Here is a 13,069-nt window from a genome sequence, read left to right on the forward strand (position 1 = left end):
GCTGGTGATCTCGTGAATTAGTTAATTTGAAAATGAAAGAATAGTTGATTCTGGTTTTCAAAGTACAAGGATTTTTGCCCAAAATTAAAAACATATTGACTTCTTACGAAATGGGGAGTATATTTTTGTGTGTAACCGGTTACCTATGAGTGGAGTGAACATATGATCTCAATCAAAGACGTTGCCAAGCATGCAGGCGTATCTGTAGCGACTGTATCCAGAGTCTTGAACAATAGCGGATATGTAGGCCAGGATACGAGGGTTAAAGTTGAAAAAGCGATTAAAGAGCTCAATTACAAGCCGAACGAGGTGGCAAGAAGCCTGTTCAAGAAACAGTCCAGCACCATCGGTTTGATCGTGCCCGACATTATGAACCCCTTCTTTCCTGAGCTCGCGAGAGCGGTTGAAGATACGGCAATTCAGTTAGGATACAATGTAATTCTTTGCAATTCGGATGGAGATGAGAAGAAGGAACAGAACTACCTGGATGTTCTGCAGCAGCAGTATGTAAACGGTATTATTGTTTCTTCCAATACGCTGACCGCGGCTCAAATCGAACGGCTTAACATCCCGGTCGTCAGTATCGACCGTGTGATTAGTAAAGGCCTGCCGACGATTGTCGTAGAGAATAAGAAAGGGGCCATGATGGCAACGCGCTTTTTACAGAGCAAGGGCTGCCACAGGATTGGCCACATTAAAGGACACAGCAGTGTAGTCAATGCGGAAGAGCGCTGTGAAGGCTACAAGGAAATCGTCGGTGAAGAGCCATGGTTCAACGAAACATATATCGCGGAGGGCCAATATGACATGCAGTCATCCATTCAAGCGACGCTGGAACTGCTGCAAAGGCATCCTGATATCGATGGAATCTTTGCGGCGAATGACATTATGGCTATTGGAGCGATTAAGGCGGCATATCAGCTTGGCAAAAAAGTGCCCGAAGATATAGCCATCATCGGTTTTGACGGCATCAACTTGTCCAAGGCGACCACGCCGGAACTAACCACGATAGAACAGCCTATCTACGAAATGGGTGAGAAGGCAACCAAGCTGCTGGTCAGCTTAATGGAACAACAGCAGACCACGGATCAGGAGACTTATAAAATACTGGATGTAACCCTTATAGAGAGAGAATCAACCTAAGAAGGAGAAATAGGAATGGAGCGTAAACCTAAAATTACTGTTGTTGGCAGCATCAACATGGACTTAGTCACCATAACAACTCAAGTGCCTCAAATCGGTGAGACGCTCCTGGGCAAGCAGTTTCAAATGAATCCCGGTGGAAAAGGAGCCAATCAAGCGGTAGCGGCAGCACGGCTTGGAGCAGACGTTCGTTTGATTGGCTGTGTCGGGAATGACCGCTTTGGTCAGGACATCTTGCAGCACCTTAGAAACGAAGGTGTTGATGTAAGTGATGTGGAACCGGTTACAGGTTATACGGCAACAGCTACGATTACCGTCTACAATCAGGACAACAGTATCATTGTCGTGCCTGCAGCTAACCATCATGTAACCGCATCTTTTGTAGAATCTAAGCGAGAAGTTATCGCAGATAGTGATATTCTTCTTGTGCAACTGGAAATACTACTGGAAGGTGTGCAAAAAGCAGTTGAGATTGCTAAAGAGAACGGGGTTACCGTTATCCTAAACCCGGCTCCGATTCAGGAGCTGCCAGCAGAGCTGATACGTCAGGTGGACTATCTTACGCCAAATGAACACGAGCAGGCCGTCTTGAAGGAGCAGCTTCATGACGAGGATATCAGCGGCAAGCTGGTCGTTACGAAAGGAAGCCAGGGCGTATCGGTTATGGATAAAGGACAAGAAGTGAATGTCCCGGCCTACACAATCAAGGTCGTTGATACGACCGGAGCGGGAGATTCTTTTAACGGGGGACTGGCCGTTGCCTTAAGCCAAGGAATGGACTTGAGAGATGCTTGCGAATACGGCAATGCCGTTGCTGCCCTCTCGACAACGAAGCTTGGGGCTCAGAGCGGAATGCCTACTAGAGATGAAGTTGCGCAGTTTATTCAAGGAGGACGAATCCAATGAACAAAAGACCAATTATTATTGACACCGATCCAGGAATCGACGATGCAGTTGCGTTAGCGATCGCCTTGTATAGCGAGAAAGTGGATGTTCGCTTAATCACGACTGTAGCCGGAAATGTGGGTCTGGATAAGGTGACTTTGAATGCCTTGAAATTGCTGAAGTTTTTCAAGAAAGACATCCCGGTAGCGATGGGTGCGGATAGACCGCTGATCAAAGCGCCGATCGATGCGAGTAATGTCCATGGCTCTACTGGCATGGACGGCTATGATTTCGAAGAGCCAACGAAAGAGCTCTTGTTGCAGGAGAATGCGGTCAACGCGATGTATCGGGTCATTATGGAAAGTGAGCAGCCGATGACATTAGTCCCGATCGGTCCTTTGACGAATATCGCGCTTCTATTGAGAATGTACCCGGAAGTGAAAGAGAAGATCGCCGAAGTGGTTATCATGGGCGGATCGACGGCCCGCGGCAACGCCGGAGTTATGGCCGAATTCAACATATTTGCCGATCCGGAAGCGGCGAAGATTGTGTTCCAAAGCAATCTGCCTGTCGTCATGGTTGGGCTTGACGTTGGATTGAAAGCACTCGTGTATCCTGAAGATAGCGAGCAGTTGAAGGATATGAACGAGACGGGACGAATGATCTATCAGCTGTTCCAAAAATATAGAGGCGGCAGCATGAAGACGGGACTGAAAATGTACGATAGCTGTGCGATTGCCTATCTTTTGCAACCGGAAATGTTCACCGTTGCCGATACTTTCGTGGATATAGAACTAAGCGGTACCCTAACATCCGGCTGTACCGTTGTCGATCTGAAAGGATATCTTGGCCAGGACAGCAACGCTAAAGTTTGCGTTGATATTGACCCGCAAATGTTCAAAATGTGGTTTATGGAAGGCTTGAGCAAGTGCAACTAAGCTACGATTGATCAACTGGGCTCCGTACTACGAATCTTTGCCTGATCTTAGGATACTGTGATCTGCATCTGATTTTTAGTTTTTATCAGCACCCAATCTGCATCTTTAGGAGGAACGTCTTTATGGGGTCTAATTTAGTCATGTACGGCTCAGCGATTGTCGCTGTACTTATCGTCATTTATATGTTAATCAAGAAAATGGACATCAAAATCACTCTCTTTCTCATGGGGATCATCTTAATATTGGTCGCAACGGCAATGGGCAACGGTGTCGCTGTTAAGGATTTCGAATCGACGGGTTCGTTGTGGCTGGATCCGCTTCAGGTGATCGTGATTCAGTTCAAGCAGACTTTCACGGCTGCGGGCTTCATCATCCTCCTGCTTGGAGGTTATACCGCTTATATGTCCTCCATTGGAGCGAACGAAGTGACGGTCAGCGCTTTAACGAAACCTATTTCCCAAATTAAGTCGGCTTATATTCTGGTTCCTATCGTATTTTTGCTAGGCAATCTGCTGTCTCTCGTCATTCCGAGTGCATCGAACCTGGCGATCATTTTGCTGGCAACCTTGTTCCCAATCCTTAGAAAAGCGGGTATGTCGGCGCTTTCTGCGGCGGCGGTCATCGCTACATCCGCTACGATCGTTCCTACGCCGCTCGGAAGCGACAACGTCGCCATCGCGGAGGAATTGGCCAAGCACGCGATGTTCGCCAACATGTCGGTAACGGACTATGTATTCAGATATCATGCTATCGTATCTATTCCGACCTTAATCTTTATTGCACTGGTTCATTATTATTGGCAGAAGCGGATGGACAAGAAATCCAGCCATTTGCAGGCTGATGCCGAGATGAATCATGAAATCAAGGAAGACATTGAGATCAAGGGCGGCAAGCTGTTCAAAACAGTGTATGCAATCCTGCCGATCTTCCCGATTATCCTGCTGCTGGGTACTTACGCGATTCAGCTTACGACAGGCAATGCCATCGAACTTAGCGTAGAGGTGGCGACCTTAGTGTCGTTCGTGCTCGCTATCGTCTGCGAAATCATTCGCCATAAAGGCGACAAAAGCGTACTCGAAAAAACGGAATCCTTCTTTAAAGGCATGGGCGGAGCGGTTCCGATCGTTGCTCTGCTCGTTGCGGCTTCCGTCTTCGTTACAGGGCTGAAATCCATCGGTCTGGTAGATGCGCTTCAGCAATCCATGCAAAATATTCAAGGAAACGGACTAGACTTCATTCTGCCGCTTGTCCTTGTAGCCATTACGGCGCTGATCGTTATTCTTAGCGGCAGCGGCACGGCCTTGATCTTCGCAATGGTGCCACTGATTGTCCCATTAGCGGACGCAGCAGGAATCAGCCCGATTGCAATTTCGGTGCCGATGGGACTTTCGGGTAATCTGTTCCGCGCGGTGTCGCCGGTGGCAGCCGTCGTGCTGATCGTTGCTGGTACAGTGAAGACGGATCCAATTGCTATCGTAAAAAGAACGTCGGTTCCTATGATCGCAGGCGTGATCTTTATGTTTATCCTGTCTATGGTTATCTTCCTATAACATTAAATTCATCATCAAACAAACTGAGAAGAACAGGCTTAGACCCTGTTCTTCTTTTTTTATTTGGCTTAGGAGCCTACGTCGTCAGACAAAATAATTACCGCTTTGCTGCAACTTTCCAAACAATGGAAGCGTCCAGGGTGCAAAGGGGGTAATAGAATGATCAAGAAATGGAAATTGGTACTATGTATAGGCATAATGGCATTGTCTTTGCTGTTAGGCGGGTGCGGAAGCGCGAGCAACAATAAAGCAGCCGACAGCAGGGCGGACAGCGGTTTTTCTTCGGAGTCTGAGTCCATGAGCTCGAGCGCGAATGTTAGCATGAGCACAGCAACCGAACAGAGCATGCAGGCTGCCGACAGCAAGGAAACGCCTGTAGGAGAGCAGTTGTCCGTTCCGCAGACCGGCGACATTCAGATGTCAGGGGGAAGCCCTGGGATGCAGGGGGTCGATGCCTCGGCCGGGCTGAATAAGAAGCTGATATACCGGGCGAACGTCGTACTGGAAGTGAAGGATTATGGCAAGGCCCAGTCCGAGGTACGGAATTTGGTGGCCATGGCTGGCGGTTACATTGTGGAGTTTACCGAGAATCAGTCGCAGCATGAGCAGGGCGGCACGATTATCCTAAAGGTGCCGTCGTCCGGATTTTCCTCATTTCTGGACCGGCTGGAGAAACTGGAGCATGAATCACTGCAGCGCAGTATGCAGGGGCAGGATGTTTCCGAGGAGTATGTCGATTTGGAGTCGCGGCTCAAAGTGAAGCAGGCGATGGAATCCAGATATTTGCAGTTTCTGAAGGAAGCAACGAAGAGCAGCCAAATGGTGGAGTTTGCTAATGAACTGGAGCGGATTCAGACTGAAATCGAGCAAATCCGGGGACGGATGCGCTACATTGACCAAAACGTGGCCTATTCTACGGTGGAGATCCGGTTATATCAACCGGAGGTGAACCAGATCAAACCTTCTACCAAGGGAAAGGAGCCGCTCGGTAACCGGGCGTGGAGCGCTTTGGACGGCAGCCTGAAAGCATTATCCACGGTTGTGGAATGGATTATCATTATTTTGTCCGGATCCTTGCCGATTTTGCTGCTCATCGGCATCATTGCTGCCCCGATCTGGATCGTACACCGCAAGCGGCTGCTTAAAGCTAGGGAATATCGTCATCATCGCAAAAATACAGTCCATACCCCGGCCGAAACCAAGCAACCAGGCCAGGCAGAGGCAGCGGATGATCAGGCCAATTCACGTCATGAAGATGACACAGATTGAGCGATCCACTGAAATTAGGACACAAAATTCCATATAGAATATCACTTTACTGACGTTACGTAACTAGGAGAACATAGTAGAATACAGGGTATCAGCTATTGATAGGAGGATATGGAATGCCTATTTATTATGACGAAACTTCCGGTATTTTTCATCTGCAATCGCATCAAACCAGTTACGTAATTCAACTCGTGCGGGGCTTGCCTGCACATGTATATTTCGGTCCGCAGCTTCGGCAAGGAAGTAATTTGAATGATTTGCTCTACAGGGTGGAGCGCTCTTCGTTCTGTCCTAATCCATTTCCGGATGATAAGACGATATCGCTGGACACTCTGCCGCAGGAGTACCCGCAGTATGGCACGAGCGATTTCCGGAACCCGGCCTACCAGGTCAAGCTGTCCGACGGAACCCGCATTTCCGAGCTGGTGTATCAATCCCACCGCATCGTAGCCGGAAAACCAGCCTTGGAAGGGCTTCCAGCGACTTATATCGAGCAAGAGAGTGAAGCTGAGACGTTGGAACTGGTGCTGCATGATGCGGATGCAGGGCTAAGCGTAACACTGTATTACACGGTATTCGAGCAATTCAGCGCCATAGCTAGATCGGCTAGGCTGTCGAACGAAGCCGGAGAACCACTCCAACTGGAACGCGCGTTGAGCGCTTCGATCGACTTGCCCGATGCCCATTACGATGCGCTGTATTTATCCGGAGCTTGGGCTAGAGAGCGCCATATTCAGCGAAGAGCGCTTGCGCCGGGGGTAACCGGAATCAACAGCCGCAGAGGGTCGAGCTCGCATCAGTTTAACCCCTTTCTCGCGCTGCTCCGTCCCGAGACGAACGAGCGCCAGGGCGAGGTATACGGCTTCAGTTTGATTTATAGCGGGAATTTTGCCGCCGAGGCCGAAGTGGATCAATTCGGAACGACGCGCGTATCGCTTGGCATTAATCCTTTCGATTTTTCCTGGAAGCTTGCGCCGGGACAATCTTTCCAGACACCGGAAGCTGTACTCGTCTATTCCGCAGAAGGGCTTGGAGGCATGTCTCGTACATTCCACAAGCTGTATCGTACGAGACTGTGCCGAGGCGTGCACCGGGATCGCGAACGCCCGATTCTCGTCAACAACTGGGAGGCTACGTATTTTGATTTCAATGCCGATAAGATTGAAGCCATTGCTAAAAAGGGCGGTGAGCTCGGTATCGAGCTGTTCGTGCTGGACGACGGCTGGTTCGGCAAGCGGAACTCCGACAACAGCTCGCTTGGCGACTGGTTCGAGGATCGCCGCAAACTGCCAGAAGGCTTGAAGGATCTTGTGGAGCGGGTGAAGCGGAACGGGCTGCAGTTCGGACTATGGTTCGAGCCGGAGATGATTTCCCCGGACAGCGAATTGTACCGCAGTCATCCAGATTGGTGCCTGCACGTGCCGAATCACCGCAGAACCGAGGCGCGCGACCAGCTTATTCTCGATATGTCGCGCGCGGATGTACGGGAATATCTGTACGGGCGGCTCAGCGATATTTTTGCCAGCGTGCCGATTTCATATATTAAATGGGACATGAACCGCAACATGACGGAGATCGGCTCGGCGCTCAGCTCTGCCGAGCGGCAGAGCGAGACGGCACACCGGTATATTCTCGGCTTGTATGAGTTGATGGAGCGCTTAACCAGCGAGTTCCCGCATATTCTGTTCGAGAGCTGCTCCGGAGGAGGAGGGCGTTTTGATCCGGGAATGCTCTATTACATGCCGCAAACCTGGACGAGCGACGATACCGATGGCGTCGAGCGCTTGAAAATCCAATATGGCACAAGTATCGTCTACCCGATCTCGACGATGGGCGCTCATGTGTCGGCGGTGCCGAACCATCAGGTCGGCCGCAAGACATCTTTGGAATTCCGCGGGGACGTAGCCATGTCCGGTAATTTCGGCTATGAGCTCGATTTGACGACATTTACGCCGGAGGAAGTGGAAATCGCCAAAGCCCAGATCGCAGGCTATAAGGAAATTCGCGGGTTGGTGCAGCAGGGAGATCTGTATCGCTTGCTAAGTCCTTTCGAAGGCAATGAAACATCATGGATGTTCGTCAGCGAAGACCGGAGGGAAGCGCTGCTGTTCTACTTCCATGTACTCGCCGAGCCGAATGCACCGCTGAAGCGCGTAAAGCTGGAAGGTCTCGACCCGCTGCTGGACTACCAGTTGGGAGATTCGGATACCGTCTACGGCGGTGACCGGTTGATGGCGGCCGGCTTGCCGATCACCAACATTAGGGGCGATTTCGAGAGCAGAGTCGTGCACCTAAGAGCCGTTTCGCAATAAGAACGCAGGATGAAGAAAGCCATGGCCTCCGGCCATGGCTTCTTTCTTTTTGCATCAACATCTAGAATTTGAAAATATGTATCGTTTTCTGCAGCTGGAAAACCGCGTTTTTCATGGCTTCTGTTTCTTCCGCCATTTTCTGGATCGATTGGATCTGCTCATTCATCGAAGCCGATACCTGCTCCGTACCAGCAGCAGACTGCTGGGTAATGGCTGAAATGTTCTGAATGGATTGGGAAATATGGTGCGCACTGTCCAGCATACTTTCGCTTTCTTGGGAGAAAGCTTCGATTTGCTCGGAAATATATTGCACGCTCTGTACGATTTGCGCAAAAATTTGCTCGGCTTCCCGGATCATCAGATTTTGCTGTTGTACGACCTCTTCGTTAATCTTAATATTTTGTCCGGCCAGCTTCACGTCGTTCTCAATGCTGCGCACGAGGCTGAATACCTCTTTCGTGGAGGCGGTGGATTCCTCAGCCAGCTTGCGGACCTCATGGGCGACGACGGCGAAGCCTGCGCCATGCTCTCCTGCTCTAGCCGCTTCGATCGAGGCGTTGAGCGACAGCAGGTTGGTCTGCTCAGCGATTTCCGAAATCGTAGCCGTAATGCGGGTAATGCCTTGGGCATTCACGGCGAGCTCATTGATCGACTCCGCCACCTTCTGCGTGGCTTCTATGTTGCGGCGCATGCCTTCGGCCTGTCTGGATACGGATTCCCGGCCCTTCTCGACAAGTCCCAGCGTTTCGCGGGAACGGTCATTCATTTCTTTGGTAGAATCGGTATAATTGCTGACCTTATCTTCGATCTGGCGGATCGAGTCCGTCATGTCGCTGACATCCTCGGAAATCTCGTTGGCTCCGATCGCCAATTCGTTCGAGGACTGGGCCACCTGGCCCATAACGTGGATGAGCTCCTCATTTCTGTCCGAAATAGCCCGGCTGGAATCCATGACTTTACGGGTAATATCAGATGTCTCTTGCAGAATTTTACGAAGTCTGTCTATCATGCTGTTGAAAGTCCGACTTAAATTGTCCATGGCTCCCGATTCGCTGATACGGCTCGTGAAGTCACCTTTGGCAATTTTGGCCGAAGCGTTGGAGATGTCATCGAATGATTCCGTAAGCGCTTTCTGAACGTAGCGAGTAAAAGGGATAGTAAGCGCTCCTAGAATGACAACCAAGACGATCCCCGTCAATAAGTGGCCCTGTAGAATGAATAATATCAGCGTCGGTATTCCGAATAGGGCGGCGATGAAATAGCAAGCTGCTGAAATCTTTCCGCCAAGGGGAAGTCTGTTGAACCATGACATAAGAATGATGCCCTCCTTAAAAAATAGGATGTTTATCCCATTATATCATCCGAAAGGCCAAGCGGATATATCGATTTTCGAAAATTTGGTAGAACTAGTGGCGGAAATTGGCAGGAAATTATCCTGAAAAAACACTTGAAAACGCTTAAAGCATCTTTTATCATAAAATTAGATAATAAATTATTATCAAGATAAGAAAATTATTATCATCCAAACAATAAAACGAGAGTAGGGGATACGAATGGAAGCAACTCGGCGGCTGCTGGAGTCCTATTTTCCGATAGCTTCTTTTATCGCGGCCATTGTCGGTCCAAAGTGCGAAGTGGTCGTTCATGATATCAGCGATCCGGAGCGTTCAATCATTTTCATTGAAAATGGGCATATCAGCGGTCGGAAGATTGGAGACGGTTCCACGGATCTTGTGCTCAAAATATTGAAGGGAGAGGCATATCGGGATCGACAGTATATCGTTAATTACAAGGCCACCGGTTCCCGGGGACAGCAGTTCAGATCCTCGACTTATTTTATTAAGAATACCGAGGGGACGCTGGTAGGCTTGATGTGTCTAAACATCGATATTACACATATGGAGGTTGCGGCTGAGTGGATCAATCATGTGCTGCAGGGCGGTTCGCTTACGCTTCCGGTGCCTATGGACATGGCTGCCGAGGACAAGCCTCAGGAATCGGAATTTCTACAAGGCAATGTGGATGATTTGCTGCAGCATATTATCGCCAATGCCCTAAGCAAATTGAATCTGCCGATTGACCGCCTATCCTCGAATGAAAAAATCGAAATCGTGAAAGAATTGAATGAACAGGGAGTATTCTTGCTTAAAGGGGGCGTCTCCCAGGTCGCCAGCGCGCTATCGATCTCCGAGCCTACAGTGTATCGTTACCTGCAGAAGCTGAGATAGGCGGGGAGGGCATGCACCCAGTAATGGACATCAAGGAGGATGCAGGATGGAATACAACTTTGACGAAGTCGTTTCACGCATAGGGACGAACAGTGCAAAATGGGATGGTCTTGTCGAATCGATGGGCGAGGACATGATTTCTCTATCGGTGGCCGATATGGATGTGAAAGCACCGCCTGCAGTAGTAGAGAAGCTTGAAGCGTTCGCAAGACATGGCATCTACGGTTACACGGATGCGTTTGCTTCCTATTACAATGCAGTGCAGAATTGGCTGGACCGTTCCTACCATTGGCAGGTGCCGCAGGAGTGGATCGTATTTTGTCCGCGGATCATACAAGCGGTATCCTTGGTCATTCAGCAGTTTACGAATGAGGGAGACGCCATTCTTATTCATACGCCTGTTTATCAGCCCGTCGCTAAAGCGGTTACTTTAAACCATCGCGTGCTGGTAGAAAGTCCTTTGAAGCTCGTTTCCGGCCGTTATGAAATTGATTTCGAAGATATGGAGCTGCGTATGCAGCAAGGGGTAAAAATCGTACTTCTAATTTCGCCCCACAATCCGGTGGGACGCGTATGGACGAGAGCGGAGCTGGAGCGGATCGCCGCTTTGTGCATCAAGTATGACGCCCTGATCATCTCCGACGACATTCACGCCGATTTCGTCCACGAAGGGCATGATCATACCGTCATTGCCAAGCTGTCGGAGGAAATTGCTCAGCGCAGCATCGTCTGTACATCCCCAGGTAAGACGTTTAACCTGGCGAGCTTGGAAATTTCCAATATCATCATCCCTAACGAGACGATCAGGGAGCGATTCAAGCAGGCCTTGCAGCAAGCCGGCATCCATAACCCGACCTTTTTCGCGGTACCGGCTTTGGAAGTGTCCTACACCGCATGCGATGATTGGCTTGAGGCGCTGCGTAAATATTTAAGAGATAATATGGCTTATGCAAAAACGTTTATCCAAGAGCATATGCCGGAATTAACAGTCATTGAACCAGAAGGTACCTATCTGCTATGGGTCGATTGCCGAGCTGTCGACCAGGCGGAAAGCGGTTTAAAGCGCTGGATCGAGCAAACCGCACGAGTAAGCGTGAGCTTCGGGTGCTCCTTTGGGACAGAAGGCGAAGGCTTTATTCGCATTAATATTGCCGCGCCGCGCAGCGTGCTTAAAGAAGCCTTGACGCGGATGGCTGCAGCCTATCCATTGAAGAAGAGCTAATTTAGGAGGAAAATACATCATGAGCAAGCAGAACATAAACCCTAATGTAAAACAACCGACATTATTCTTGGCCCTACTTCCCATCCTGACGATGGTGCTATTCCTCAGCTTGGGCTACGTCATGTTCGAGCTGCCGCCAGAGCCGTTAATCATCGCGTCTACGGTCGTGGCCGGCCTGATCGCCGTTAAGCTGGGTTATAAGTACGATGATATTTTGGAATCGATCGCGCAGAAAATAGCCAAGACGATGCCGGCAATCCTGATCTTGATTACGGTAGGCTTTATGATCGGGGCATGGATGGTCGGTGGAACGATTCCGATGATGATTTACTATGGCTTGAAAGTGATTAACCCGCAGTTTCTTTTAATTACAGCGTTTCTCGTAACTTCTGTAGTTTCGATTTGTACGGGTACCTCCTGGGGGTCCGCCGGAACGATCGGGGTAGCCTTTATGGGCGTTGGCGCTGGAATGGATGTCAACTTGGCGGCTGTGGCAGGTGCAGTAGTCGCGGGCGCGTATTTCGGCGATAAACTGTCTCCGCTTTCCGATACGACGAATATTGCTGCACTATCCACAGGCGTTAATTTGTATGAACATATTGGTCATTTGCTGTATACGACGCTGCCATCGTTTGTTGTTGCGGGCATCGTTTACGTCATTACCGGGCTTAATGCGAACGCTGCAGGCGCGGTAGTACCTGAGAAGGTTGGAATGATCATGTCGACCTTAGATACGATTTTCGACTGGAATTTGCTGCTTCTGGTTCCTGTACTCATTGTTTTATACGGATCTATCACGAAAAAGCCTACAATTCCGGTCATGCTGTTTTCATCCTTTTTCGCGATGGCGAATGCGATGATCTTCCAAGGATTTACTCTGCATGATGTTGTATCTTCGGTAATCAACGGCTTTGATGTTGCGATGGTGCATGCTGCCGGTTTTAATGCTGACACCGTTATTGCCGATATTCCGCGTCTTTTGAACCGCGGCGGGATGAATTCGATGATGGGAACGCTGCTTATTTGCTTTAGTGCGATTACGTTCGCCGGGACGATCAGCTTGACGAAATCCCTGGAGCTCATCGTTAACAAACTGCTGAAGTTCGTTCATAAGACAGGCTCGCTGATCGTTACGACCATCATCACCGGTTTGACGATGATCGGCGTGACCAGCAACGGTCAAGTGTCCATCCTGATGCCGGGCGAAATGCTGCGGGAAGCTTATATCCGCCGCGGCCTGCATCCGAAGAACCTGGGGCGGACGATTGAAGACTCTGCAACAATCATCGAACCAATTCTGCCGTGGACGGCTGCAGGTGCTTATATGGCAGGAACTTTGGGCGTCGCAACGCTTAGCTATTTGCCTTGGGCAGTGCTTTGCTGGACGGGGATTTTCTTCGCCACGATTTTAGGTTTTACCGGCATCGGTATTGCCAAGCTGACGCCTGAACAGCAGCAGGAAATGCTGCGGGAGTATGACGAAGAGACAATAAAATAAACAAATAGAGAAGAGGAGAGAATA

At 49.7% G+C, this 13,069-nt stretch carries 10 protein-coding genes; 9 read left to right on the forward strand and 1 reads right to left on the reverse strand.

From position 1 onward, the window contains the following. Positions 1-162 precede the first annotated feature (162 nt). The 6 genes from ACYUJT_RS04530 to ACYUJT_RS04555 all read left to right on the forward strand — a co-directional run bounded on the left by ACYUJT_RS04530 (position 163) and on the right by ACYUJT_RS04555 (position 8,097). Entirely contained in the window at positions 163-1,143 is a 981-nt protein-coding gene (locus ACYUJT_RS04530; protein WP_460319115.1) for a LacI family DNA-binding transcriptional regulator, read from the forward strand. 15 nt (positions 1,144-1,158) lie between these two features. After that, entirely contained in the window at positions 1,159-2,049 is an 891-nt protein-coding gene (rbsK, locus tag ACYUJT_RS04535; RefSeq protein ID WP_460319116.1) for a ribokinase, read from the forward strand. Beyond that, complete coding sequence (gene rihC, locus ACYUJT_RS04540; protein ID WP_460319118.1) at positions 2,046-2,966, forward strand: ribonucleoside hydrolase RihC; 921 nt, start codon at positions 2,046-2,048, stop codon at positions 2,964-2,966. The genes rbsK and rihC overlap by 4 nt, the downstream gene beginning before the upstream one ends. Before the next feature lie 122 nt (positions 2,967-3,088). Then, entirely contained in the window at positions 3,089-4,516 is a 1,428-nt protein-coding gene (dcuC, locus tag ACYUJT_RS04545) for a C4-dicarboxylate transporter DcuC (protein WP_460319120.1), read from the forward strand. 159 nt (positions 4,517-4,675) lie between these two features. After that, positions 4,676-5,785, forward strand: coding sequence for a DUF4349 domain-containing protein (locus ACYUJT_RS04550; RefSeq protein ID WP_460319121.1), 1,110 nt, complete (start codon positions 4,676-4,678; stop codon positions 5,783-5,785). Between the two features lie 116 nt (positions 5,786-5,901). Continuing rightward, positions 5,902-8,097 (forward strand): alpha-galactosidase, encoded by a 2,196-nt coding sequence (locus tag ACYUJT_RS04555; protein ID WP_460319123.1) that lies wholly within the window; start codon positions 5,902-5,904, stop codon positions 8,095-8,097. Between the two features lie 61 nt (positions 8,098-8,158). Here ACYUJT_RS04555 and ACYUJT_RS04560 read toward each other — a convergent pair whose 3' ends face one another. Continuing rightward, positions 8,159-9,409 (reverse strand): methyl-accepting chemotaxis protein, encoded by a 1,251-nt coding sequence (locus ACYUJT_RS04560; RefSeq protein WP_460319125.1) that lies wholly within the window; start codon positions 9,407-9,409, stop codon positions 8,159-8,161. Positions 9,410-9,650: 241 nt separating this feature from the next. On the opposite strand from ACYUJT_RS04560, the gene ACYUJT_RS04565 reads away from it, so the two are divergent. From ACYUJT_RS04565 to nhaC, 3 genes are read left to right on the forward strand one after another with little or no spacing between them, the layout of a single operon-like run. Then, complete coding sequence (locus tag ACYUJT_RS04565) at positions 9,651-10,325, forward strand: helix-turn-helix transcriptional regulator (protein WP_460319126.1); 675 nt, start codon at positions 9,651-9,653, stop codon at positions 10,323-10,325. Positions 10,326-10,371: 46 nt separating this feature from the next. Then, complete coding sequence (locus ACYUJT_RS04570) at positions 10,372-11,547, forward strand: MalY/PatB family protein (RefSeq protein ID WP_460319127.1); 1,176 nt, start codon at positions 10,372-10,374, stop codon at positions 11,545-11,547. A 19-nt stretch (positions 11,548-11,566) separates the two neighbouring features. Then, positions 11,567-13,045 carry a Na+/H+ antiporter NhaC gene (gene nhaC, locus ACYUJT_RS04575; protein ID WP_460319129.1) on the forward strand — a complete coding sequence of 493 codons (1,479 nt, stop codon included), beginning with the start codon at positions 11,567-11,569 and terminating at the stop codon, positions 13,043-13,045. The last annotated feature ends 24 nt before the right edge of the window (positions 13,046-13,069 follow it).

This window comes from Paenibacillus sp. YSY-4.3 (assembly GCF_054767475.1).